19 protein-coding genes and 4 tRNA genes are annotated in these 23,212 nt (G+C 66.6%); 6 read left to right on the top strand and 17 right to left on the bottom strand.

Going from position 1 to position 23,212, the window contains the following annotated elements; genetic code table 11:
- Complete coding sequence (locus DER72_RS03455; RefSeq protein ID WP_110068609.1) at window positions 1–978, bottom strand: alpha-ketoacid dehydrogenase subunit beta; 978 nt, start codon at window positions 976–978, stop codon at window positions 1–3.
- 1 nt (window position 979) lies between these two features.
- Window positions 980–2,188 carry a thiamine pyrophosphate-dependent dehydrogenase E1 component subunit alpha gene (locus DER72_RS03450; RefSeq protein ID WP_110068608.1) on the bottom strand — a complete coding sequence of 403 codons (1,209 nt, stop codon included), beginning with the start codon at window positions 2,186–2,188 and terminating at the stop codon, window positions 980–982.
- A gap of 241 nt (window positions 2,189–2,429) precedes the next feature.
- Here DER72_RS03450 and DER72_RS03445 point away from each other — a divergent pair, with 241 nt between their 5' ends.
- Window positions 2,430–3,443, top strand: coding sequence for a DUF1853 family protein (locus DER72_RS03445; RefSeq protein WP_110068607.1), 1,014 nt, complete (start codon window positions 2,430–2,432; stop codon window positions 3,441–3,443).
- Between the two features lie 97 nt (window positions 3,444–3,540).
- On the opposite strand, the gene cysS is transcribed toward DER72_RS03445, so the two are convergent.
- The gene (gene cysS / locus DER72_RS03440; protein ID WP_110068790.1) at window positions 3,541–4,947 is read right to left on the bottom strand and encodes a cysteine--tRNA ligase; all 1,407 of its coding nucleotides are present in this window, start codon (window positions 4,945–4,947) and stop codon (window positions 3,541–3,543) included.
- Window positions 4,948–4,961: 14 nt separating this feature from the next.
- Window positions 4,962–6,656: a glutamine--tRNA ligase/YqeY domain fusion protein gene (locus tag DER72_RS03435; protein ID WP_110068606.1), complete on the bottom strand. Its 1,695-nt coding sequence runs from the start codon at window positions 6,654–6,656 to the stop codon at window positions 4,962–4,964.
- A 129-nt stretch (window positions 6,657–6,785) separates the two neighbouring features.
- Here DER72_RS03435 and DER72_RS03430 point away from each other — a divergent pair, with 129 nt between their 5' ends.
- Entirely contained in the window at window positions 6,786–7,283 is a 498-nt protein-coding gene (locus DER72_RS03430) for a peptidylprolyl isomerase (RefSeq protein WP_110068605.1), read from the top strand.
- A 79-nt stretch (window positions 7,284–7,362) separates the two neighbouring features.
- Window positions 7,363–8,127, top strand: a complete 765-nt coding sequence (locus DER72_RS03425; RefSeq protein WP_110068604.1) for a UDP-2,3-diacylglucosamine diphosphatase — start codon at window positions 7,363–7,365, stop codon at window positions 8,125–8,127.
- Here the strand turns inward: DER72_RS03425 and DER72_RS03420 are convergent.
- From DER72_RS03420 to DER72_RS03370, 11 genes are all read right to left on the bottom strand, one after another.
- Complete coding sequence (locus tag DER72_RS03420; protein ID WP_110068603.1) at window positions 8,116–9,174, bottom strand: GTP-binding protein; 1,059 nt, start codon at window positions 9,172–9,174, stop codon at window positions 8,116–8,118. The genes DER72_RS03425 and DER72_RS03420 overlap by 12 nt on opposite strands.
- 155 nt (window positions 9,175–9,329) lie before the next feature.
- Window positions 9,330–11,147: a SurA N-terminal domain-containing protein gene (locus tag DER72_RS03415; RefSeq protein ID WP_110068602.1), complete on the bottom strand. Its 1,818-nt coding sequence runs from the start codon at window positions 11,145–11,147 to the stop codon at window positions 9,330–9,332.
- Window positions 11,148–11,265: 118 nt separating this feature from the next.
- Complete coding sequence (locus DER72_RS03410) at window positions 11,266–11,538, bottom strand: HU family DNA-binding protein (RefSeq protein WP_110068601.1); 273 nt, start codon at window positions 11,536–11,538, stop codon at window positions 11,266–11,268.
- A 177-nt stretch (window positions 11,539–11,715) separates the two neighbouring features.
- Window positions 11,716–14,121, bottom strand: coding sequence for an endopeptidase La (lon, locus tag DER72_RS03405; RefSeq protein WP_110068600.1), 2,406 nt, complete (start codon window positions 14,119–14,121; stop codon window positions 11,716–11,718).
- 210 nt (window positions 14,122–14,331) lie between these two features.
- Window positions 14,332–15,612: an ATP-dependent Clp protease ATP-binding subunit ClpX gene (gene clpX / locus DER72_RS03400; protein WP_110068599.1), complete on the bottom strand. Its 1,281-nt coding sequence runs from the start codon at window positions 15,610–15,612 to the stop codon at window positions 14,332–14,334.
- 108 nt (window positions 15,613–15,720) lie between these two features.
- The gene (gene clpP, locus DER72_RS03395) at window positions 15,721–16,341 is read right to left on the bottom strand and encodes an ATP-dependent Clp endopeptidase proteolytic subunit ClpP (protein ID WP_110068598.1); all 621 of its coding nucleotides are present in this window, start codon (window positions 16,339–16,341) and stop codon (window positions 15,721–15,723) included.
- A gap of 88 nt (window positions 16,342–16,429) precedes the next feature.
- Complete coding sequence (gene tig, locus DER72_RS03390; RefSeq protein WP_110068597.1) at window positions 16,430–17,791, bottom strand: trigger factor; 1,362 nt, start codon at window positions 17,789–17,791, stop codon at window positions 16,430–16,432.
- A gap of 273 nt (window positions 17,792–18,064) precedes the next feature.
- Window positions 18,065–18,139: transfer RNA gene (locus DER72_RS03385), tRNA-His, on the bottom strand.
- 41 nt (window positions 18,140–18,180) lie between these two features.
- Window positions 18,181–18,255, bottom strand: a tRNA-His gene (locus tag DER72_RS03380).
- 38 nt (window positions 18,256–18,293) lie between these two features.
- Window positions 18,294–18,370 (bottom strand) — tRNA-Arg (locus DER72_RS03375).
- A 68-nt stretch (window positions 18,371–18,438) separates the two neighbouring features.
- Window positions 18,439–18,515, bottom strand: a tRNA-Pro gene (locus DER72_RS03370).
- Window positions 18,516–18,719: 204 nt separating this feature from the next.
- Here DER72_RS03370 and folD point away from each other — a divergent pair.
- Complete coding sequence (gene folD / locus DER72_RS03365; RefSeq protein ID WP_110068596.1) at window positions 18,720–19,577, top strand: bifunctional methylenetetrahydrofolate dehydrogenase/methenyltetrahydrofolate cyclohydrolase FolD; 858 nt, start codon at window positions 18,720–18,722, stop codon at window positions 19,575–19,577.
- 74 nt (window positions 19,578–19,651) lie between these two features.
- Window positions 19,652–20,398 carry a 5'-methylthioadenosine/S-adenosylhomocysteine nucleosidase gene (gene mtnN / locus DER72_RS03360; protein ID WP_110068595.1) on the top strand — a complete coding sequence of 249 codons (747 nt, stop codon included), beginning with the start codon at window positions 19,652–19,654 and terminating at the stop codon, window positions 20,396–20,398.
- A 269-nt stretch (window positions 20,399–20,667) separates the two neighbouring features.
- On the opposite strand, the gene luxS is transcribed toward mtnN, so the two are convergent.
- Together luxS and pyrC are read right to left on the bottom strand one after the other, a co-directional pair.
- Window positions 20,668–21,192 carry an S-ribosylhomocysteine lyase gene (luxS, locus tag DER72_RS03350; protein ID WP_110068594.1) on the bottom strand — a complete coding sequence of 175 codons (525 nt, stop codon included), beginning with the start codon at window positions 21,190–21,192 and terminating at the stop codon, window positions 20,668–20,670.
- Between the two features lie 110 nt (window positions 21,193–21,302).
- A complete protein-coding gene (gene pyrC, locus DER72_RS03345; protein ID WP_110068593.1) occupies window positions 21,303–22,340 on the bottom strand; it encodes a dihydroorotase in 1,038 nt (345 codons plus the stop codon).
- Window positions 22,341–22,511: 171 nt separating this feature from the next.
- Between pyrC and DER72_RS03340 the strand changes: the two genes are divergently transcribed.
- A complete protein-coding gene (locus DER72_RS03340; protein ID WP_110068592.1) occupies window positions 22,512–23,105 on the top strand; it encodes a DMT family transporter in 594 nt (197 codons plus the stop codon).
- The last annotated feature ends 107 nt before the right edge of the window (window positions 23,106–23,212 follow it).

Raw genomic sequence — 23,212 nt, 5'->3', positions numbered from 1 at the left:
TCAGAAGGCCATCGAGGCCTGGATCGCTTCGAAGATCTTCAGGTGGTCCGGCAGGTACTCCTTCTCCAGGGTCAGCGGGAAGGGGGTATCCAGGCCGGTCACCCGGGCGATGGGAGATTCCAGGTAGAGGAAGCAGCGCTCCTGGATGGTGGCGGCGATCTCGCCGGCGAAGCCGCCGGTCAGCGGCGCCTCGTGGGTGATCAGCAGGCGCCCGGTCTTGAGCACCGATTCGACTACGGTGTCCTCATCCCAGGGCAGGATGGAGCGCAGGTCGATCACCTCGCAGGAGATGCCCTCCTTCTCCGCCAGCGCCACGGCGCGCTCGATCACCTCCATCTGAGCGCCCCAACCGAGCACGGTGATGTCGCTGCCTTCGCGGGTCACCTCGGCCTCACCGATGGGCAGCTGGTAGTCCGCCTCGGGCACCTCGCCGGTGGAGGCCCGATAGAGCCGCTTGGGCTCGAAGAAGAGCACCGGGTCGGGGTCGCGGATGGCCGAGAGCAGCAGGCCCTTGGCCTGGTAGGGGTTGCGCGGCACCACCACCTTGAGGCCCGAGGTATGCGCGAAGTAGGCCTCCGGCGACTGGGAGTGATAGTGGCCGCCGGAGATGCCGCCGCCGTAGGGGGTGCGGATGGTCAGCCCACCGACGTTGAAGAGATCCCCCGAGCGGTAGCGGAACTTGGCGGTCTCGTTGACGATCTGGTCGAAGGCCGGAAAGATGTAGTCGGCGAACTGGATCTCGGCCACCGGCACCGAGCCCTGGGCGGCCAGGCCGTTGGCAAAGCCGATGATGCCCTGCTCCACCAGCGGCGTGTTGAAGCAGCGCGCCTTCCCGTACTTCTCCTGCAGGTGGCTGGTGGCGCGGAAGACCCCGCCGAAGAAGCCCACGTCCTCGCCGAAGCAGATGACCTTCTCGTCCTCGGCCATGGCGATGTCCAGGGCGTTGTTGATCGCCTGCAGCATGTTCATGTTAGGCATCTCACTCCCCTCCCTGGGTATCGAGGCTGGCACTCACGTCCGGGTCCAGGGAGCGCGCCCCCTTCGGGTAGGCCTCCGGGTACTTGCGGATATGGGCCTTGAGCCCGTCGAGCTGGCGCTGCAGCGCCGGGGTCACGTCCGCATAGACGTCGGTGACCAGGCTGTCGAGCGGCGGCGGCGGGCGCTTCTCGGCACGCTTCATGGTCTCCAGCACCTCGCGGCGCAGCGTCTCCTGGAGCGTCTTCTCCTCCTCTTCGTCCCACCACTCCCTGGCCAGCAGCCAGTTCTGCATGCGCTGGATGGGATCCTTGTCGCGCCAGGCCTCCTCCTCCTTCTTGGAGCGGTAGCCGGAAGGGTCATCCGAGGAGGAGTGGGCCGCCAGGCGGTAGGTCATCGCCTCGATCAGCACCGGCTTGTTCTCCTCCACGGCGATTCGACGGGCCTTGCGGGTCGCGGCCAGCACCGCCAGCACGTCGTTGCCATCGACGCGGATCACGTGCATGCGGTAGCCGAAGGCCCGGGGCGCCACGCCGTCGGCGGCGAACTGCTCGATGGAGGGGGTGGAGATCGCATAGCCGTTGTTGCGGCAGAAGAAGATCACCGGCACCTCGTGGACGGCGGCCATGTTCAGCGCGGCATGGAAGTCCCCCTCTGAGGCCGCCCCCTCGCCGAAGAAGACGATGGTGCAGTGCCCCTCGCCCGCCAGCTTCTGGCCGTAGGCGTAGCCGGCGGCCTGGGGGATCTGGGTGGCCAGGGGCGACGAGATGGTCATGTAGTGCAGCTTGCGCGAGCCGTAGTGGATCGGCATCTGGCGGCCCTTGCCGTAGTCGAGCTCGTTGCCGAACAGCTGGTTCATGAACTCGTCGTAGCTGAAGCCGCGATAGACCAGCGCCCCCTGCTCGCGGTACTGGGCCATGATCATGTCAGCGTCGTCGAGCGCCGCTGCCGAGCCGATCACCGCGGCCTCCTCGCCGGTGCACTGCATGTAGAAGGAGAGCCGTCCCTGGCGCTGGGCGGCCATCATGCGCTCGTCCAGCACCCGGGTCGCCACCATGGCGCGGTAGATCTTCAGCGCCTGGCCGCGCTCGAGCGCGGGCGCCTCGGCCCCCTCATGGAGGGTGCCGTCCTGCCGGAGCAGGCGAAAGGTGGGAATGGAAAACTCGTCGCCGCGCAGGAAGTCGGGCGTATGGATATCTTGTGTCGTTGTCATCTCGGTTTCCTCTACCCCTTTTGAGGGCAGTGTTGTTGCTTGCCTCGCCCTTTGCCAGGAGGATTGCCCCGGCGGGTCAACGCAACCCGAGTTGACGTTAACGTAAAATGCGACGACGTGCACCCATCTTGCCAGGCAAGTGACCACCGCTGGTGGATTCCACTGCCCAGACCCCCTGGCGGTGGCCGCGGTCAACCGTATCCCGGCCCTCGCGGGCCCTCACCCTGGAAGCCGATCCGCCATGACATTCTATTGCCTGACCCTCGCCGCGGCCCCGGTGGCCGGCCCCACCCAGGCCGACCCGGACGCCTTGCTCGACCGCTGCCACCATCCGCTGGTCCGCGACCTGGCGTGGCTGCTGCTGGCACCCGACCTGCTCAACATGCCCTGGCCAGGCCGGCCCAGCCGCGAGGCGCTGGGGCTGGGTGACGACGCCCTGCTCGCCGCCTGGCTGGATGATCTCGAGGCCGACCCGGCAGCCCTCGAGGCCTGCGTCGGCGAGACCCTCGTCGGCCGCATGGGGCTCTACCACGAGCGGCTCTGGCAGTTCCTGCTCGACGCGGCCCCGGGTACTGAGCTGCTCGCCCACAACCTGCGCATCCATCGCGGCAAGCAGACCCTAGGCGAGCTCGACCTGCTCTACCGCCGCCGCGGCGAGACGACGCTGATCCATCTCGAGGTCGCCATCAAGTACTACCTGGGGCTGATCGAGGGACCGGGAAGCGCCGCGGACCAGGCGCGCTGGATCGGCCCCGGCGGCGCCGACAGCCTGGGCGGCAAGCGCGAGCACCTCCATCGACACCAGCTTCGCCTGACCGAGCAACCCGAGACCCGCCAGGCCCTGCGCAAGCTGATCGACGACGATGCCGTCGCTCGTCCCCTCGAGATCCATCGCCAGTTGGCCATACCGGGGGTGCTCTTCTATCCCTGGCGCCACCCCCTGCCGGGGCCTCGGGAAGCGAACCCGGCGCACCTGCGTGGGACCTGGCTGTTCTGGGGAGCGTGGCGCGTCTTCCGGGATGGGCTGCCGACCGGCACCCGGGCGGCCAGGCTGACCAAGCCCCACTGGCTGGCGCTGCCCCGCCATGAGTGCCTGCAGCCCCTGGGCGAGGTCGAGGCCCGGCTAGCCGAGCACTTCCGGGAGTCTGCCTCGCCGGTGCAGCTCGCCCTCTGGCATGCCGAGATGGGCTGGCAGCGCCTCTTCGTGGTGGCCGACGACTGGCCGCGACAGATCCCGCTGCCGCCTGCCGCCTAGACTCGCGCCTCCTGGCGCACGGAGCCTGCCCGCGACAACCAGAAAGCCCGGTCCCACAGGGGACCGGGCTTTCCGGGATAACGATGCTGACTTGCGGCTAGGCGTCGGGCTTCTCGAAGACCCAGGTGGTGCCTTCGCGGGAGTCCTTGAGGATAATGCCCAGCACCGCGAGCTCATTGCGGATGGCGTCGGCGGCGGCGAAGTCCTTCGCCTGCTTGGCTGCGGCGCGCTCGTCGATCTTCGCCTGGATCTCGGCTTCCGAGAGCGGCAGGCCGGAGGCGCCCGCCTTGAGGAAGCTCGCCGGGTCCTGCTGCAACAGGCCCAGGATGCCCCCCAGACGCTTGAGCTCGAGGGCCAGGGCCGGTGCCTGCTCGGGCGCCTCCTTCCTGGCGCGGTTGAGCTCGCGGGCCAGGTCGAAGAGCACCGATAGCGCCTCGGGGGTATTGAAGTCGTCATCCATGGCGGCGGTAAAACGCGCCGCGAACGCCGATGACGCCTCGCTATCTGCCGCCGCCCCCCCCTCCAGGGCCACCCCTTCAAGGGCGTTGTAGAAGCGCTCCAGGGACTTGCGGGCCTCAGCCAGGGAGTCCGGCGAATAGTTGATGGCGCTGCGGTAGTGGCTGGCCACCAGCAGGTAGCGCACCACCTCCGGGTCGTGGTGCTCGAGCACCTCGCGGATGGTGAAGAAGTTGCCCAGGGACTTGGACATCTTCTCCTGATTCACCCGCACCGCCCCAGCGTGCATCCAGGTATTGACGAAGGGCTTGCCGTTGGCGGCCTCGGACTGGGCGATCTCGTTTTCGTGGTGGGGGAAGGTGAGATCCGGCCCGCCGCCGTGAATATCGAAGGTGTCGCCCAGGCAGCACTTCGACATCGCCGAGCACTCGATATGCCAGCCGGGGCGCCCCTCGCCCCAGGGGGAGGGCCAGCTCGCCTCGCCGGGCTTGGCGGCCTTCCAGAGCACGAAGTCCAGCGGATCCTCCTTATGCTCGTCCACCTCGATGCGCGCCCCAGCGCGCATCTCGTCGAGGTCGCGGTTGTTGAGCTTGCCGTAGCCCTCGAAGCGGCGCACCCGGTAGTAGACGTCGCCGTTGTCGGCGGCATAGGCGTAGCCCTTGGTGATCAGGGTCTCGACCATCGCGATGATGTCGCCGACATGGCGGGTCGCCCGGGGCTCCTGGTCGGGGGGCAGCACGAAGAGGCGTGCCTCGTCCTCGTGCATCGCCTCGATCATGCGCTCGGTGAGCGAGGCGATGCTCTCGCCGTTCTCGTCGGCACGGCGCAGGATCTTGTCGTCGATGTCGGTGATGTTGCGCACATAGGTGACGTCATAGCCGCGATGGCGCAGGTAGCGGGTAATGACGTCGAAGGCCACCATCACCCGGGCATGGCCCAGGTGGCAGTAGTCGTAGACGGTCATGCCGCACACGTACATGCGCACACGGCCCGGCTCGATGGGGGTAAAGGCTTCCTTGCGGCGGGTCAGCGTGTTGTAGATCTGCAGCTCGTTGCTCACGATCACCCCTTCGTTTGCGCGTCTTTCTTCATGACTTTGGCCCAGCCGTCCTTGAGGCCCACGGTGCGGTTGAACACCAGCTTGCCGTCGCGGCAGGCGTGGCGGTCGGCGCAGAAGTAACCCACGCGCTCGAACTGGAAGCGGCTCTCGGGGGCGGCCTCGGCGAGGCTCGGCTCGCCGATGGCCTGGCAGACCACCAGCGACTCGGGGTTGAGGTGGTCGAGGAAGTCGGCATCCCTGTCGCGGTCCGGCTGCTCCACGGTGAAGAGGTTGTCGTAGAGCCGCACCTCCATGGGCACGCCGTGCTTGGCGCTGACCCAGTGAATCACGCCCTTGACCTTGCGACCCTCGGGGTTCTTCCCCAGGGTATCGAAGTCCACGGAGCAGTGGAGCGCCTCGATCTCGCCGTTGGCGTCCTTGACCACCTCGTCGCAACGGATGACATAGCTGTTGCGCAGGCGCACCTCCTGGCCCGGCGCCAGGCGGAAGAACTTCTTGGGCGGCTCCTCCATAAAGTCATCGCGATCAATGTAAATTTCACGCGTGAAGGGCACCTTGCGCACGCCGAGATCGTCCCTCGCCGGGTGGCCGGGCACCTCGTAAGTCTCCTCATGGCCTTCAGGCACGTTGGTCAGCACCACCTTCAGCGGCTTGAGCACCGCCATGGCTCGAGGGGCATTGTCCTCGAGGTCAGAACGGATGGCGTGGTAGAGCATGGCGATATCCACCAGGCCGCCGTCGGCCCGGGTCACCCCGATCATCTCGCAGAACTTGCGGATCGACGCCGGCGTGTAGCCACGCCGGCGCATGCCGGAGATGGTCGGCAGGCGCGGGTCGTCCCAGCCGTCGACGATGCCCTCGTCCACCAGCAGCTTGAGCTTGCGCTTGGAGGTCAGGGTGTAGTTGAGGTTGAGCCGCGCGAACTCGATCTGGCGCGGCTTCGCCGGCACCGGCAGGTTCTCCAGGAACCACTCGTAGAGGGGACGATGATCCTCGAACTCCAGGGTACAGATGGAGTGGGTGACCCCCTCGATGGCGTCCGACTGGCCATGGGCAAAGTCGTAGGAGGGGTAGATCTTCCACTTGTCGCCGGTCTGGTGATGATGGGCGTGGCGGATGCGGTAGAGGATCGGGTCGCGCAGGTTGATGTTAGGCGAGGCCATGTCGATCTTGGCCCGCAGCACCTTCTCGCCCTCGGCGAACTCGCCGACACGCATGCGCTCGAGCAGGTCGAGGTTCTCCTCGGCCGTGCGCTCGCGGTAGGGGCTCGGGCGGCCGGGCTCGGTGAGGGTGCCGCGGTACTCGCGGATCTCATCGGCCGAGAGGTCGTCCACATAGGCCTTGCCCTCGCGAATCAGGTGCTGGGCCCAGGCATAGAGCTGATCGAAGTAGTCCGAGGCGAAGCGCACCGCCCCAGCCCACTCGAAGCCCAGCCAGTGGACGTCCTCCTGGATGGCGTCGATGTAGGCCTGCTCTTCCTTGGCCGGGTTGGTGTCATCGAAGCGCAGGTGACAGTCACCACCGAACTGCTCGGCGAGGCCGAAGTTGAGACAGATCGACTTGGCGTGGCCGATATGCAGAAAGCCGTTGGGCTCCGGCGGGAAGCGAGTCACGATCTTGCCGGTGCGACCGGCCTCGATCTCGTCGCGAATCTGGTTGCGAATGAAATTCGGCGCGCTGGTGGTGTCGGTGGTCATGGTTGGGAAAACAACCTCTGGTTGAAGGTGCAGGCGCTCACTTCGCGCCTCGAGGCAAAACCGGTATTATAGCGCCACGTCCCTGGGCAACGCCAAGGCGAGGCCCCTTTACCGCACAGGAACTTACGCATGATCATCCTGCAGACTACCTACGGCGACATCGGCATCGAGCTGGACTACGAGAAGGCGCCGAAAACCGCGGCCAACTTCGAGCAGTACGTGCGCGATGGCTTCTATGACGGCACCCTCTTCCACCGCGTGATCGACGGCTTCATGATCCAGGGCGGTGGCTTCGACGAGGACTTCAACCAGAAGCCCACTCGCGATCCCATCGAGAACGAGGCCGACAACGGCCTGCAGAACGAGACCGGCACCGTGGCCATGGCACGCACCCAGGACCCACACTCCGCCACCGCGCAGTTCTTCATCAACGTGGCCGATAACGCCTTCCTGAACCACAGCGGCAAGTCCATCCAGGGCTGGGGCTACTGTGTTTTTGGCCGCGTGGTCGAGGGCATGGACGTGGTCGAGAAGATCAAGGGCGTGGCCACCACCCGCCGCGGCATGCACGCCGACGTGCCCGCCGAGGACGTGGTGATCCAGAAGGCCTACGTGAAAGAGGCCTGATGCCACCGTCCCGCTCCGGCCGACGCCCGCCCCCCGCGGGCGTCTTGCCCTCTGCCCGACAGCCCAGGACCCCGCTGCCATGACCACCCTGCTGATATCCGACCTGCACCTGCACCCCGGCGCCCCCGAGGTCACCGAAGGCTTCCTGCACTGGCTTCAGAGGCGTGCCTGCGGCTGTGACGCGCTCTACATCCTGGGCGACTGCTTCGAGGCATGGATCGGCGACGACCTGCTCGACCTGGCCGGCCAGGACCCCAGCGGCAACGCCGACCTGGCCCAGCGCGTCGCCCGGGCGTTGCGGCGCCTGACCGACGACGGCACCGAGCTTTTTCTGATGCATGGCAACCGCGACTTCCTGCTCGGGGAGCGCTTCGCCGAGGCGGCCGGCGCCACCCTGCTCCCCGACCCCAGCGTGGTGACGCTCGGCGGCCAGCGGATTCTGCTGATGCATGGCGACAGCCTCTGCACCCTGGACGCCGAGTACCAGGCCTTCCGCGCCCAGGCCCGCCACCCGCTGTGGCAGGCCCAGGTGCTCTCCATGCCCCTGGCGCAGCGCATCGCCCTGGCGAAACAGCTACGCGAGCAGTCCGGGGAGGCCAACTCCAACAAGGCCGAGGACATCATGGACGTGACGCCGGAGGAGGTGGTCAGGGTAATGGCCGAACAGGACGTCACCACCCTGATTCACGGCCACACCCACCGCCCCGCGGTGCACGACCTAAGCATCGACGGCCAGGCCGCAACGCGCCTCGTGCTGGGCGACTGGCAGCCCGACCAGGGGTGGGAGATCGTCATCGAGGAGGGGCAGGCCCCCAGGCTTGAGCACTTCGCCCTAGGCGGGTGATGCCGCGCCGAGCCGACAGGCCGCGAGGCGCGCCTCCAACACTGCGGCGTCGGGCAGGCTCCCCGCCGCGCCGATGACCTCGAGGCGCGAGTCGCGACGCCAGGCGCTGGCGGTGAGGCTGGCCTGCCCCGCGACGCGATTGTAGAGCCGCCAGCCAGCGTCACAGTGGAACACTCCCTTGACCCGCAGGGTGGACGGCAACTCCCCCAGCAACATGGCCAACCGGTCGAGCTCGAACCGGTCGTCGGGGTGCCAGCGCCACCCCAGGGTGGCGTATCCCAGCGCCTCGCCCTCCTCCCGTTGGGGCCGCCCCGGCGCGGGCAGCGGCGCCGCGAACGCCTCCAGCACCACGCCCTGCGAGCCGAGCGCCCCGCCCGCCGCGTCGCGAAGCCGTCGGTGGATCTCGCTGCCAGGCGGCGCGCGCGGCGAGGCGGGCGCACCGGCCTCGAGCAGTCGCGCCAGCGGCAGGCGGCCGAGGGGCGCCTCCATGATCCAGCGCTTGGCGGGCCACAGCTCAGCGAGCCACGCCTTTGCCCTCGCCACCTGCTCGTGGCTTACCAGGTCGACCATGGTCAGTGCCACCCCATCGGCCAGGGTCAGCTGGTCGCGGAAGGTCTCGTGCTCGAGGGCGCGCGGGTCATCCAGACGGCGGGGGTCCAGCACGGCAACCATCTCCCCCAGCGCCAGCACCCCCTCGAAGGCCTCGCCCCCCAGTACCTCCAGCAGCCCCGCGGGATGGCCGAGCCCGGAGGGCTCGATGATCACCCGGTCCGGGCGATGGCGACGCAGCAGGTTAACCAGGGTCGCCTGCATCACGAAGGCCAGCTGGCAGCAGAGGCAGCCACCCGGCAGCTCCTTCACCACCAGGTCGTCGCGCTCCTCAAACATGGTCTGGTCGATGCCCACCTGGCCGAACTCGTTGACCAGCACCGCCCAGCGTTCATCCGCGGGTTTCTGCTCGATCAGCCGATGGATCAGGGTGCTCTTGCCACTGCCCAGAAAGCCGGTGATCAGGTGCACGGGGATATTAGCCAGGGGTGCGGGCATGGGGGAGTCCTCGGATGATGAAAGTGTTATATCATAACACAACAACCAAGGGGACGAAGCGGACGAGGGTCAGGGCCAGCAATGACAAAGGAGCAAGCCAAGGGGTTGCCTTGAAGCTTGCTCCTTTTCGCTGGCCTTGCGGCTGGCAGAGGACCCTAGCGGCGAATCTCCGCCCTGTCGCGCAGGTCATCCAGCAGGCCCTGGATGGCGGCCTGGGCGCGCAGCCGTTCGGCCATGCTGGCCACGAACTGCTCGACCTGGGGATCCAGCTCGCCCTCCTCGACCCGCTCCAGGGCGATCAGCACCACCCGCTCACCGTCGGCGGCAAGGCCATAGACCGGGGCATCGCCCTCGGGGGCCGGGAGGCGGAACACCGTATCCACCAGCGCACGGGAGAGGCCCTGGGTCTCCTGGCGGCTCACACCATCGACCCGCTGCCAGTCGAGGCCCTGCTCGTCGCCGTCGCGCAGCGCCGCGAGGCGCTCCTCGGCCAGCGCCATCAGTGCATCGCGGCGCAGGTTGGCGGCCACGCTGGCCTCCACCCGGTCACGCACTTCCTCCAGCGGCAGGATGGTGGCCGGACGGTGGTCGACGACGCGCAGGACCAGGCGGCGATCGCTGTCCAGCTCGATCACCTCGCTGTTGAAGCCCTCCTCCAGCACGTCGGCGCTGAAGGCCTCGCGCATCACGCCGGGCTCCGAGAGCACGCCCTCGGCGCTGTCGCGGGAGACCCAGTCGCTGGTGTGGAGCTCAAGGCCGATGTCGTCGGCCACGCTCTGCAGGTCGTCGGCGGCGAAGCTCTCGTCGATCAGGCGCTGGACCCGCTCGTTGAACTCGCCGGCGACCCGGGAGAGCGCCAGTTCGCGGTGGAGCTCGTCGCGCATCGACTCGAAGGGCTGGCGCTCCAGGCCGGTCACGGTCAGCAGGTGCAGGCCGTTGTCGGTCTCGACGATATCGGAGACCTCCCCCTCGTCAAGGCTGAAGGCCGCCTCGTCGAAACTGTCGCCGAAGAAGCCCTGGCTGATCACGCCGAGATCGCCGCCCTGCTCCGCGGAGACCGTATCGTCGGAGACCTCGAGGGCCAGGTCGGCGAAGGCTTCGCCCTCGGCCAGCCGCTCGCGCACCGCTTGAAGCTCGGCGCGCGCCTCGTCGCGACTGCGCTCGCCGCCGACGGTCAGCATGATATGGGCGATGCGACGATCGGCGTCGGCGGTGCGCTCCTGCCAGGCATCACGCAGCTCGGACTCCTCCACGTCGACCGCCTCGGCCATCTCCTGACGGTCAATGATCACGTACTCCAGGCGCACCTGCTCGGGACGGCGGTAGCTGTCGGCGTTGGCGGCGTAGTACTCCTCCAGGGCGGCCTCGGTCACCTCCACCTCGTCTTCCACCTGCTCGGCGGACAGTACCGCGTAGCGGAAGCTGCGGGTCTGGCGCTGCAGCGCCGCCAGGGTCTCCTGCTCGCTGGGCAGGGTGAAGTCGCTGAAGGCCAGGCCCTGCTGCAGCTGCTGACGCTTCATGTCCACGCGCAGCTCCTCGCGGAAGGCCATCGGGGTATAGCCGGCGCTGGCCAGGCGGTTGCGGAAGAGCTCGCTGTCGAAGCGGCCCTCCTGGTCCTGGAACTCCGGCAGCGACACGATGATCTGGTCGAGCTGCTCCTCGGAGAGGTGCAGGCCGCCCTCCTCGGCATACTGGGTCAGCAGGCGGTCGGCGATCAGCTGGTCGAGCATCTGGGCGCGCAGGGCGCGCTCCTGCTCCGGGGCCACCTGGCCGCTGCGAATCGCGCGCTGGACCTCGACCTCCAACTGCTGGCGGGTGATCGGCTCACCGTTGACCTTGGCGATCTCGTCGCCCCCGCCGCCGAACAGGCCCACCAGGGACTCGACGCCGAACAGGGCCATGGTCACGACCACGGCCCCGACGATGATCTTGGCGCCCCAGCTTCGGGAGCGGTCACGAATACTTTGCAGCATGCAGGCCTCGGCAACGTATTGTGTGGAAAGTACGGTCTCTGAACCAAGACAGGCGCACCGCCATGGGCGATGCGCCTGTAGGAGAATCAACCATCAGCGGCGCGGCGAAACGGACGCCTCAGTTGACGGAATCCTTGAGCGCCTTGCCTGCCTTGAAGCTCGGCACCTTGGCGGCGCTGATTTCGATCGGCTGGCCGGTCTGAGGGTTGCGGCCGGTACGCGCGGCGCGCTCCTTGACCTGGAAGGTGCCGAAGCCCACCAGGGAGACGCTGTCGCCCTTCTTCAGGCTTTCGGTCACGGTGTCGACCATGGCGTCCAGGGCCCGGGCAGCGGCTGCCTTGGGAATGTCGGCAGACGCCGCGATGGCTTCGATCAGCTCGGACTTGTTCACACTTCACCCCTTGACTATTTCGGAATTTGGCTCTAATCGGCGCAGCTTTTTAACCGACAGACGCGATCACAGCATGGCGCATTTTATAGCAATGCGTTGAAAGGACTGTCAAGCATACTACCGCGCCGGACCCCACCATATCAGGCTTTTCGTCAAAACATGGTGGGGAAATTATTGTCAATGCGTGCTGATCATCGAAGGGGATAAGGCGGCATCCTCGGATCGAGATTCCTCTCCGGAGGCTTCAGGCCTTTTGGCGAGTGCCACTTCGAGCACCTCATCGATCCAGCGAACCGGCCTGATGTCGAGAGCCTCCTTGATATTATCCGGAACCTCCTTGAGGTCGCGACGATTCTCCTCGGGCACCAGCACGGTCTTTATACCACCGCGCCGAGCGGCCAGCAATTTCTCCTTCAGGCCGCCGATAGGCAGCACCTCGCCGCGCAGGTTGACCTCGCCGGTCATCGCCACGTCGCAGCGCACCGGGCGACCAGTGTAGGCGGAGACCATGGCGGTGACCATGGCGATGCCGGCGCTGGGACCGTCCTTGGGCGTGGCGCCCTCGGGCACGTGGATGTGAAGGTCCTCCTTCTCGAAGCGCTCAGGGTCAATGCCGAACTTTAGCGCTCGGGCCCTCACCACGGTCTGGGCCGCGCTCACCGACTCCTTCATCACCTCACCGAGCGAACCCGTCTTGTTGATGCGCCCCTTGCCCGGCGTCACCACCGACTCGATATTGAGCAGCTCGCCGCCCACCGAGGTCCAAGCCAGGCCCGTCACGCGGCCGACCTGGTCATCCTGGTCGGCCAGGCCGTAGCTGTAGCGGCGCACGCCGGCGTAGGCCTCGATGTCGGCAGCAGCCAGGGTCTGCGGTGCCAGAGCGCCCCCCTGGCTCTCCTTCTCGAGGCGCTCGCGCAGCACCTTGCGGCACACCTTGGCGATCTGGCGCTCGAGCTCGCGCACGCCCGCCTCGCGGCTGTAGTAGCGGATCAGCTCGAGGAGCGCCTCGTCGGCGAAGGCGAGCTCCCCTTCCTTGAAGCCGTTGGCCTTGAGCTGCTTGGGCACGAGGTAGCGCTTGGCGATGGCCAGCTTCTCGTCCTCGGTGTACCCCGGCAGACGAATCACCTCCATGCGGTCCAGCAACGGACCCGGGATGTTCATGGAGTTGGCGGTACAGATGAACAGGGTCTCGGAGAGATCGTAGTCCAGTTCGAGGTAGTGGTCGCTGAAGGTGTCGTTCTGCTCCGGGTCGAGCACCTCAAGAAGCGCCGAGGCGGGATCGCCACGGTGGTCCATGCCGATCTTGTCGATCTCGTCGAGCAGGAACAGCGGGTTCCTGACCCCGGCCCGAGACATGCGCTGGATCACCTTGCCCGGCAGCGAGCCGATGTAGGTGCGACGATGGCCGCGGATCTCGGACTCGTCACGCACCCCGCCGAGCGCCAGGCGCACGTACTTGCGGTTGGTGGCCCGGGCGATGGACTTGCCCAGCGAGGTCTTGCCCACCCCGGGCGGCCCCACCAGGCAGAGCACCGGACCCTTGAGCTTCTTGACACGCTTGTGCACCGCCAGGTACTCGAGGATGCGCGCCTTGACCTCCTCGAGGCCGTAGTGATCCTCATCCAGCACCTGCTGGGCGTGCACCAGGTCGTGCTTGACCCGGGTGCGCTTCTTCCAGGGCACCGAGACCAGCCAGTCGAGGTAGGAGCGCACCACCGTCGCCTCGGCGGAGTTGGGCGACATCATCTTGAGCTTGCCGAGCTCCTGGGTGGCCTTTTCGCGAGCCTCCTTGGGCATCCCGGAGGCCTCGATGGCCTGCTCGTACTTCTCGGCCTCGTTGGGCACATTCTCAAGCTCGCCCATCTCCTTCTGGATGGCCTTCATCTGCTCGTTGAGATAGTACTCGCGCTGGGACTTCTCCATCTGGTCCTTGACCCGGGAGCGGATGCGCTTCTCGACCTGCAGCAGGTCGATCTCCGCCTCGATCAGCGCCATCAGGTGCTCGATGCGATCGCGCACGCGATCCATCTCCAGCAGCCGCTGCTTGTCGTCGATCTTCAGCGACAGGTGAGCGCAGATGGTGTCCACCAGGCGGCTCGGGTCCTCGATGCCGGAGAGGGAGTTGAGCACCTCGTTGGGCACCTTCTTGGACATCTTGACGTACTGCTCGAACTGGTTGAGCAGCACGCGCACCAGAGCCTCCTGCTCGCGCTCGGTCAGCGGCTCGCTCTCGCGCAGCACCGCCTCGGCCGAGGTGAAGGCCTCGCCGGCATGGAGGATTCCCACGTCGGCGCGGGAGACCCCCTCGATCAGCACCTTGACGGTGCCGTCGGGAAGCTTGAGCAGCTGCATGATCTCGGCCACGGTGCCGATGGCGAAGAGGTCATCCCGGCCGGGATCGTCCTTGCTGGCCTCGCGCTGGGCCACCAGCAGCACCCGCTTGTCGGCACTCATGGCCGCCTCGAGGGCCTGGATCGACTTCTCCCGGCCGACGAAGAGCGGAATGACCATCTGCGGGTAGACGACCACATCCCGCAGCGGCAAAAGGGGCAGACTCAGGGTCTGATCGGCGTTCTGCTGCATCGCAGACGTTCCTCAAACAAAACGGGTGAATGTGACAGGGGTGGGGGCGCGCCGGCTGCTTTGCAAGGGAAGGCCTGACGCTGAATGACGAAAAAAGACAGCGCCCGCACAAAAGAACGCGGGAGCGGCCTCGCCTGGCCGGCGGGTCACCGGCTATGGCGAGGCACGCTCCCGCATCAGGGGCCGGCGCTGGCGCCGGGCCCGTACCGCTCAGCCGTCGGTGCCGTCGCCGGCCACTTCCTGCTGCTGGGAGTAAATCAGCAGCGGCTCGCTCTCGCCGCTGATCACGGAGGCGTCGATCACCACCTTGCTGACCCCCTCCAGGGAAGGAATCTCGTACATGGTGTCGAGCAGCACCGACTCGAGGATCGAGCGCAGGCCACGGGCACCGGTCTTGCGCGCCATCGCCTTGGCCGCCACCGCACGCAGGGCGTCCTCGCGGAATTCGAGCTCCACGCCTTCCATCTCGAACAACTTGGCGTACTGCTTGACCAGCGAGTTCTTCGGCTCGGTGAGGATCTGGATCAGCGCATCCTCGGTGAGCTCGGTCAGCGTGGCGATCACCGGCAGGCGCCCCACGAACTCGGGGATCAGGCCGAACTTGACCAGATCCTCGGGCTCGACGTCGGCCAGCAGCTCGCCCACGCCGCGCGACTCGTCCTTGCTCTTGACCTCGGCGCTAAAGCCGATGCCACCCTTCTCGGCACGGTCGCGGATCACCCGATCCAGGCCGGCGAAGGCACCGCCGACGATGAACAGGATGTTGCTGGTGTTGACCTGCAGGAACTCCTGCTGCGGATGCTTGCGCCCGCCCTGGGGCGGCACCGAAGCGGTGGTGCCCTCGATCAGCTTGAGCAGCGCCTGCTGCACGCCCTCCCCCGAGACATCACGGGTGATGGAGGGGTTGTCCGACTTGCGCGAGATCTTGTCGATCTCGTCGATGTAGACGATGCCGCGCTCGGCCTTCTCGACGTCGTAGTCGCACTTCTGCAGCAGCTTCTGGATGATGTTCTCGACATCCTCGCCCACGTAACCCGCCTCGGTCAGCGTGGTCGCGTCGGCGATGGTGAAGGGCACGTTGAGCAGGCGCGCCAGGGTCTCGGCCAGCAGGGTCTTGCCGCTGCCGGTCGGACCGATCAGCAAGATGTTGGACTTGCCGAGTTCGACGTCGTCCTTCCTGACCTCGGAGCGCAGGCGCTTGTAGTGGTTGTAGACAGCCACTGACAGCACCATCTTGGCGCGGTCCTGGCCGATCACGTAGTCATCGAGGGTGTGACGAATCTCGCGGGGAGTCGGCAGGCGCTCCTCGCCGGTCTCGGCATCGGCATCGAGCACCTCCTCGCGAATGATGTCATTGCAGAGGTCGACACACTCATCGCAGATATAGACGGACGGGCCGGCAATCAGCTTGCGCACCTCGTTCTGATTCTTGCCGCAGAACGAGCAGTAGAGCAGCTTGCCGCCTTCGTCCTTGCCTTTGCCGTCGGCCATTCGCTTACCTCATTTCAGTTGGCCCGGCGCACATGGCGCCCGGCCGGGCTCACATCGGCAGCACAAGCTACCGGAGAACGGTGTCAGGACGTGATGAAATTCACGCTATCAGGATGTCGGCCGCTTATCCAGCACCGCATCGATCAGGCCATACTCGGCCGCCTGCACACCGTTCATGAAGTTGTCGCGGTCGGTGTCCCGCGCGATGGTATCGATGTCCTGGCCGGTATGGTGCGCCAGGATGTGGTTGAGTCGGTCGCGAATACCGAGGATCTCACGGGTGTGGATCTCGATATCCGAGGCCTGGCCCTGGTAGCCGCCCAGGGGCTGGTGGATCATCATCCGCGAGTTGGGCAGGCAGAAGCGCTTGCCTGCCGCACCGCCGGCCAGCAGCAGGGCCCCCATACTCGCCGCCTGGCCGATGCAGACGGTAGAGACGTCGGGCTTGATGAACTGCATGGTGTCGTAGATAGACATCCCCGCGGTCACCGCCCCGCCCGGGGAGTTGATGTAGAGGTGGATGTCCTTGTCCGGGTTCTCGGACTCAAGGAACAGCAGCTGAGCCACCACCAGGTTGGCCATGTAGTCTTCCACGGGACCTACCAGGAAGATCACACGCTCCTTGAGCAGGCGGGAATAGATATCATAGGCCCGCTCACCGCGCGCGCTCTGCTCGACCACCATCGGCACCAGGCCACCGGCGTTGTGGATCTCGAACTCGTTGCTCATCAATGTGACGTCCTTGCATCCGGAGAATGGAAGCGGCTGGGCAGGCGCACCAAACGTCGGCGCGCCTGCCCGGAGGCGGTAAAGGAGATCAGGCCTTGCTCTCTTCCTGACCCTCTTCCTCGCCCTCCTCCTCGTCGGTCTCGGCCTGCTGCTGGGCAGCGGCCAGGACCTCCTGGTAGGTCATGGTGACATCCTTGACGCTGGCCTGCTCGAGCAGCTTGTCCACGGCCTTCTCTTCGAGAATGGCAGACTTCAACTGAGTCTTCATCTGCTCGTTGCCCATATAGTACTCGACCACCTGGGCGGGCTCCTGGTACTGCTCGGCGAGCTCCTCGGCCTTGGCCCTGATCTCGTCGTCGGTGGCGTCGAGCTCACCGGACTTGATCACCTCGGCCAGCAGCAGCCCGACCTGGACGCGGCTCTTGGCCTGCTCGGAGAACAGCTCGTTGGGCAGCTGGGAGACATCGAAGTCCTCGCCCAGGCCGAACTGCTGGGCCGCCTGGCGCTTGAGGCCGTCGGTCTCCTGCTGGATCAGCGCCTGCGGCACCGGGATGTCGTTGGCCTTCTTGAGCGCCTCGAACACCTGCTGCTTGACGCGGTTGTCGACAGCTTGAGAGGCCTCGCGGGTCATGTTCTTCCTGACCTCGGCGCGGAACTTGTCGAGGTCGCCGTCCTCGACGCCAAACTTCTTGACGAATTCGGCGTCCACCTCGGGCAGGGCCTGAGCCTTCACCGTGTGCAGCTTGATCTTGAAGGTCGCTTCCTGACCGGCCAGATGCGCGGCCTGGTAGTCCTCGGGGAAGGTGACCTTGATCTCCTTCTCCTCGCCGGCCGCGACACCCACCAGCTGCTCCTCGAAGCCGGGGATGAAGCTGCCGGAGCCCAGCACCAGGCTGTGGCCCTCGGCGCTGCCGCCCTCGAAGGGCTCGTCGCCCAGAAAGCCCTGGAAGTCGATGGTGACCTGGTCGCCCTCGGCGGCGGCACGCTCGACCTCTTCCCAGCCGGCATTCTGCTTACGCAGGGTCTCGATCATCTCGTCGACGTCGGACTCGACCACCTCGACCACCGGGCGCTCTACCTCGGTGCCCTCGATGGAGGAAAGTGTGAACTCCGGATAGACCTCCAGGGTCGCCACAAACTCCAGGTCCTTGCCCGCCTCGTCGACGGTCGCCTCGATGCGCGGGAAGCCGGCCGGGTTGAGCTCGTTCTCGGAAATGGCGCGCACATAGCGCTCGCGCATCACTTCGCCCACCACTTCGTTTCGCACGTCGCGGCCGTAGCGCTGACGGATCACCGACATCGGCACCTTGCCCTTGCGGAAGCCGTCCATGCGAACGTTTTTGGCGGCATCCTTGAGGCGGGCATTGACGGCCTCGTCGATCTCGGCGGCCGGCACCTGGACGGTGATGCGGCGTTCGATCTGGGAGGTCGTATCGACGGAAACTTGCATGAAATGTCCTCTACCGACTGGGGGCGTTATGTTGAAGGGTGGAAAGATCAAAGAAGGGATTTTATGAATCCCGCCCGGCACTGGCAAGCGCCATGCCGCAGAACATGGGGACTTCGGACGTTTTTACAAGGGCAGTGCGACCAGCGGCGTCGAAATCGGCTACGCCATGGCACAAACGCCAGAAACGACAAGAACGCCGACTCGTGGAGCCCGCGTGAAGATGCAACGCAACAGAAGAACAGAAACGAGGATCGAACGAAGGAAGTCAAGGAGTGGGGTGGATGATGGGGATCGAACCCACGACCACCGGAGCCACAATCCGGGGCTCTACCACTGAGCTACATCCACCACTGCCTTGAAACAACTGTCGAAACTACCGCCTGCCGAAATGGGGTGGATGATGGGGATCGAACCCACGACCACCGGAGCCACAATCCGGGGCTCTACCACTGAGCTACATCCACCATAATCGACAACAGCTCGAACCGCATCCCGCCAGAGCTGGCACGCCCAGCAGGACTCGAACCTGCAACCTACGGCTTAGAAGGCCGTTGCTCTATCCGGTTGAGCTATGGGCGCATTCTACTCTTCAGACTGCCGAACCGCAACCCACGGATCTCATTTTCTACAGACCATTCAACAGGTTGTGGTCGGAGTGGAGGGATTCGAACCCCCGACATCCTGCTCCCAAAGCAGGCGCGCTACCAGACTGCGCTACACTCCGCCGCGATTCATGCCGGCCTGACGCCGCCGCAGGGGCCTCGTCGAGCGCTGCGTATTCTACGTGACTTTCCCCTGCGGTCAAGCGCTTGGATCCTACATTGGGGCCTGGCGCTTTGTTTCGACGCCGCGGCATGCGAAAATCACGCCTTCTTCCGCGGGCCACCTGACAGCCTGCACCGCCCACCCAGACGCCAGAGGAAGCGCGATGTCCGCCCAACTGATCGATGGCAAGTCCATAGCCGCCCGAGTCCGCCAACAGGTCGCACGCCAGGTTCAGGCACGTCGCGACGCCGGGGCTCGCGTGCCGGGGCTCGCCGTGGTGCTGGTGGGCCAGGACCCCGCCTCGGCGGTCTATGTGCGCAACAAGCATAACGCATGCGTGGAAGCGGGGATCGAATCCTTTCAGTACCAGCTGCCGAGCGAGACCACCCAGCTCGAGCTCGAGGCCCTGGTGGATCAGCTCAACGCCGACCCGGCGGTGGACGGCATCCTGGTGCAGCTTCCGCTGCCTGCCCATCTCGATGCCCGGCCGATCCTCGAGCGCATCCGTCCCGACAAGGACGTGGACGGCTTCCACCCCTACAACCTGGGCCGCCTGGCCCAGCGCCTGCCCATGCTGCGCCCCTGCACCCCCAAGGGGGTGATGACGCTGCTCGAGCAGTCCGACATCCGGGTGCGCGGGCTGGACGCCACCGTGGTCGGCGCCTCCAATATCGTCGGGCGCCCCATGGCGCTGGAGCTGATGCTGGCCGGCTGCACCACCACCGTCTGCCACCGCTTCACCCAGAACCTCGAGGAGCACGTGCGTCGCGCCGACCTGCTGGTGGTGGCCGTAGGCAAGCCTGGGCTGGTGAAAGGCGAGTGGGTCAAGGAGGGCGCCATCGTCATCGACGTGGGCATCAACCGCCTGGAGGACGGCACCCTGGCGGGGGACGTCGACTTCGCCGCCGCCGCCGAGCGCGCCAGCTGGATCACCCCGGTGCCCGGCGGCGTAGGCCCCATGACGGTCGCCACCCTGCTCGAGAACACCCTGCAGGCCGCCGACATGCACGACGCACGCTGACCCCGATACCCGGGTCAGTACCCGAGACTCACTTCGGGGTCCGCCGCGACGGGCCCCCACCATCAGGACCTGCTATGCAACGCATCGGTATCATTGGCGCCATGGCCCAGGAGGTGGAACACCTGGCCTCCCTGCTGGAGGGGCGCGAGACACACTCCCACGTGGGCTCCACCTTCCACAGCGGACGGCTGCACGGGGTCGAGGTGGTGATCCTGCAGTCCGGCATCGGCAAGGTGAACGCGGCGGTCGGCACCACCCTGCTGCTGGACATCTACAAGCCTGATGCTGTGATCAACACCGGTTCCGCCGGCGGCTTCGGCAAGGATCTGGCGATCGGCGACGTGGTGATCTCCAGCGAGGTGCGCCACCACGACGTGGACGCCGTGGTATTCGGCTACGAGTATGGCCAGGTACCGCAGATGCCCGCCGCCTACCTGCCCGACCCGCGCCTGGTCGCCATCGCGCGGGAGTGCGTGGAATCCCTGGGCGAAGTCCGCGTCGTCGAGGGGCTGATCGCCACCGGCGATGTCTTCATGGCCTGCCCCAACCTGGTGGAGCAAACCCGCCGGCGCTTCCCCACCATGCTCGCCGCCGAGATGGAGGCCGCCGCCATCGCCCAGACCTGCCTGCTCTACGGCTGCCCCTTCGTGGTGATCCGCGCCCTCTCCGATATCGCCGGCGGTGGCGACAACCACCTCTCCTTCGAGGCGTTCCTGGAGAAGGCCGCCACCCACTCCGCCCACATGGTGGAGGCCATGGTGAAGCGCCTGGCGAGCCTCCCCGTCGAGCAGCCCAACGATGCCCCGGCGGAGCGGGTCTGACTCCTGGCGGTGGGTGCCAGCGGTGGGGCCGGCGCCCTGCTGACCGGTTGCGGCTCCACACCTCGACGACAGCTTCGCGCCGGTGGCCCGCGGTGGCGAGGCCGAACTCTATCTGCAGCATGGGCGCGGTCACTTCCTGAGCTTCCTGCCCCGTGGCAGCGCCATCGAGGCGGGGGTCGACTTCATGACGCCCCCACATACGGCACTGCCGGCCCAAGGGCCGGCAGTGCCGCGTGATGGCAGGCCCGAAGGCCCTGGCTGCGAGGCGCTCAGGCGCTCTTGCCCTCCGCCTCCTTCAGGAAGGCCTCGCTCAGGTAGAGCGCCTCGTTGCTGTTGACGCCAATCCCGCGGGCGATGATGTCCCGGGCGATCGCCTGCGCCTCCTCCAGGGAGTGCAGGGTGTAGGTGCCGCACTGGTACTCGTTGAGCTCGGGGATCTGGTCCGCGCTCGGCACCCGGGTGACATCCTCCATGGCGGCCAGCCACGCGCGGCTCACGTCCGCTTCGCTGGGCGTGCCGATCACGCTCATGTAGAAGCCGGTACGGCAGCCCATGGGCGAGAGATCGATGATCTCCACCTCGGGCCCGTTGAGATGGTCCCGCATGAAACCGGCGAAGAGGTGCTCCAGGGTATGGGTACCCTTCTCCGAGAGGATCTCCCGGTTGGGCAGGCAGAAGCGCAGGTCGAAGACGGTGATCTTGTCGCCGGAGGGGGTCTGCATGGTCTTGGCGACCCGCACGGCGGGCGCCTCCATCCGGGTATGATCAACGCGAAAGCTGTCCAGAAGTGGCATGGGGTTCTCCATTCAGGTCCGATGAATTCAACGGCACGATAACAGATCCGAGCGGGGCCCTGCTCGAAAACTGGCGGCGCCCGCCGGGGCCTCGCACGGGCGCAGAGGCGTTACGCCTGCAGCTTCCAGGCCAGCGTCTCGCCGGCACGCAGCGGTACGATGCGCTGGCCCGCGGCGTAGGGCAGCGAGGCCGGCAGCTGCCACGGCTCGCGCACCAGGGTGATGGTGTCGGCATTGCGAGGCAGGCCGTAGAAGTCCGGCCCGAAGTGGCCGGCGAAGCCCTCCAGGCGCGCCAGGGCTCCCGCCGCCTCGAAGGCCTCGGCGTAGAGCTCGATGGCCGCCGGTGCCGTGTAGGCACCGGCACAGCCGCAGGCGCTCTCCTTGTCGCCCTGGGCATGGGGGGCACTGTCGGTGCCCAGGAAGAACTTGGGACTGCCGGAGGTCGCCGCCGCCAGCAGCGCCTGGCGGTGACGCTCGCGCTTGAGGATCGGCAGGCAGTAGTAGTGGGGACGAATGCCGCCCACCAGCATGTGGTTGCGGTTGTAGAGCAGGTGGTGGGCAGTGATCGTCGCGGCCACGTTAGCCGGCGCGCTGGTCACGAATTCGGCGGCCTCCGCGGTGGTGATGTGCTCGAAGACCACCTTCAGGGTGGGGTGGCGCTCGAGCAGCGGCTTCAACACCCGCTCGATAAACACCGCCTCGCGATCGAAGATATCGATCTCGGCGTCGGTCACCTCGCCGTGCACCAGCAGCGGCAGGCCGAGCCTCGCCATGGCGGCGATGGCGGCATCGCAGTGGGCAAGGTCGGTGACCCCGGAATCGGAGTTGGTGGTGGCGCCCGCCGGGTAGAGCTTCACGGCATGCACCAGGCCACTGGCGTGGGCACGCTCGATCTCCTCGGCCGGGGTGTTATCGGTGAGGTAGAGCGTCATCAGCGGCTCGAAGGCGCTGCCCGCCGGCAGCGCGGCCAGGATGCGCTGCCGATAGGCCAGGGCCTGCTCGGTGGTGGTGACCGGCGGCTTGAGGTTGGGCATGATGATGGCGCGCCCCATCTGACGGGCGGAAGCCCCGGCCACGGCGGCCAGCGCCTCGTCGTCACGCAGGTGCAGGTGCCAGTCATCGGGGCGAGTCAGGGTCAGTGAAGTCACGGCGGGTCCTGTGTCGGCGGGTCAAGGAAGCATGCGCCCTATTATACGGAAAGATGTCCAAAGATACCGGAAGAGGCCGGGCGAGCGTGCCGATCCGCACACGGCAAGTTGCTTTGTCTGCTAACATCCATGCCGCCCGTCTCGGGCCCACTATCAGCTCCTCAGGACCCCATGCCCAACACCACCACCCGGGCGCCGCTGCGCGCCGACCTGCTGCTGCTACTGGTCACCCTGCTGGCCGCGGCCGGTTGGATCTTCTCCAAGGAGGCCCTGAACGGCATGCCGCCACTGCTGTTCATCGGCACCCGCTTCCTGCTGGCCGGGATGCTACTCGGCGCCTTCGCCCTGCCTGCCCTGCGCCGGCTGTCCCGCAGCGACATCCTGACCGCTTCGGGTGTCGGCGTGCTATTCAGCGCCGCCCTGGCGCTGTGGATCCTCGGCCTCTACCACTCCCGCCACCTCGGCGAGAGCGCCTTCATCAACAGCCTGGGCATCCTGCTGGTGCCGGTGATGGCCCGCCTGCTGTTCGGCGACCGCCCGCCGCGTACCACCTGGATCGCCCTGCCGGTAGCGCTGGTCGGCTTCGCCCTGCTGTCACTCAACGCCGGGCTGCGCATCGAGGCCAGCCAGGGCCTGATCACCGCCTCGGCGGTGCTCTTCTCGATCCTGATCAACTTGACGTCCTCCCCTCCCTCAGCTTCTTGGGAAGCTGCCGCCTGCGGCGGAAAGGAAGGGGATTCCTACGGCGCTCAGGCACGGCATTGAGCCATCCCTGAGTCGCTTCGGTGGGTTCCTGCTGCTGGCGGCCTTACTGCACCACTCACTTCACAGGCTAGCCGGGCGTGCCCCGCCCTTAATACATTGATGGCGCC

This window comes from Halomonas sp. A11-A, from assembly GCF_003182195.1.
Lineage (GTDB): Bacteria > Pseudomonadota > Gammaproteobacteria > Pseudomonadales > Halomonadaceae > Halomonas > Halomonas alkalicola.
The sequence above is the reverse complement of the archived record's forward strand: the minus strand, read 5'-3'. Positions and strand labels throughout refer to the sequence as shown.

Excerpts from the sequence above, each read along its gene's own strand:
- DER72_RS03455 (WP_110068609.1), bottom strand. The coding sequence starts at position 978 with ATGCCTAACATGAACATGCTGCAGGCGATCAACAACGCCCTGGACATC.
- DER72_RS03450 (WP_110068608.1), bottom strand. The coding sequence starts at position 2,188 with ATGACAACGACACAAGATATCCATACGCCCGACTTCCTGCGCGGCGAC.
- DER72_RS03445 (WP_110068607.1), top strand. The coding sequence starts at position 2,430 with ATGACATTCTATTGCCTGACCCTCGCCGCGGCCCCGGTGGCCGGCCCC.
- DER72_RS03435 (WP_110068606.1), bottom strand. The coding sequence starts at position 6,656 with ATGACCACCGACACCACCAGCGCGCCGAATTTCATTCGCAACCAGATT.
- DER72_RS03430 (WP_110068605.1), top strand. The coding sequence starts at position 6,786 with ATGATCATCCTGCAGACTACCTACGGCGACATCGGCATCGAGCTGGAC.
- DER72_RS03425 (WP_110068604.1), top strand. The coding sequence starts at position 7,363 with ATGACCACCCTGCTGATATCCGACCTGCACCTGCACCCCGGCGCCCCC.
- DER72_RS03420 (WP_110068603.1), bottom strand. The coding sequence starts at position 9,174 with ATGCCCGCACCCCTGGCTAATATCCCCGTGCACCTGATCACCGGCTTT.
- DER72_RS03415 (WP_110068602.1), bottom strand. The coding sequence starts at position 11,147 with ATGCTGCAAAGTATTCGTGACCGCTCCCGAAGCTGGGGCGCCAAGATC.
- lon (WP_110068600.1), bottom strand. The coding sequence starts at position 14,121 with ATGCAGCAGAACGCCGATCAGACCCTGAGTCTGCCCCTTTTGCCGCTG.
- clpX (WP_110068599.1), bottom strand. The coding sequence starts at position 15,612 with ATGGCCGACGGCAAAGGCAAGGACGAAGGCGGCAAGCTGCTCTACTGC.
- clpP (WP_110068598.1), bottom strand. The coding sequence starts at position 16,341 with ATGAGCAACGAGTTCGAGATCCACAACGCCGGTGGCCTGGTGCCGATG.
- tig (WP_110068597.1), bottom strand. The coding sequence starts at position 17,791 with ATGCAAGTTTCCGTCGATACGACCTCCCAGATCGAACGCCGCATCACC.
- folD (WP_110068596.1), top strand. The coding sequence starts at position 18,720 with ATGTCCGCCCAACTGATCGATGGCAAGTCCATAGCCGCCCGAGTCCGC.
- mtnN (WP_110068595.1), top strand. The coding sequence starts at position 19,652 with ATGCAACGCATCGGTATCATTGGCGCCATGGCCCAGGAGGTGGAACAC.
- luxS (WP_110068594.1), bottom strand. The coding sequence starts at position 21,192 with ATGCCACTTCTGGACAGCTTTCGCGTTGATCATACCCGGATGGAGGCG.
- DER72_RS03340 (WP_110068592.1), top strand. The coding sequence starts at position 22,512 with ATGCCCAACACCACCACCCGGGCGCCGCTGCGCGCCGACCTGCTGCTG.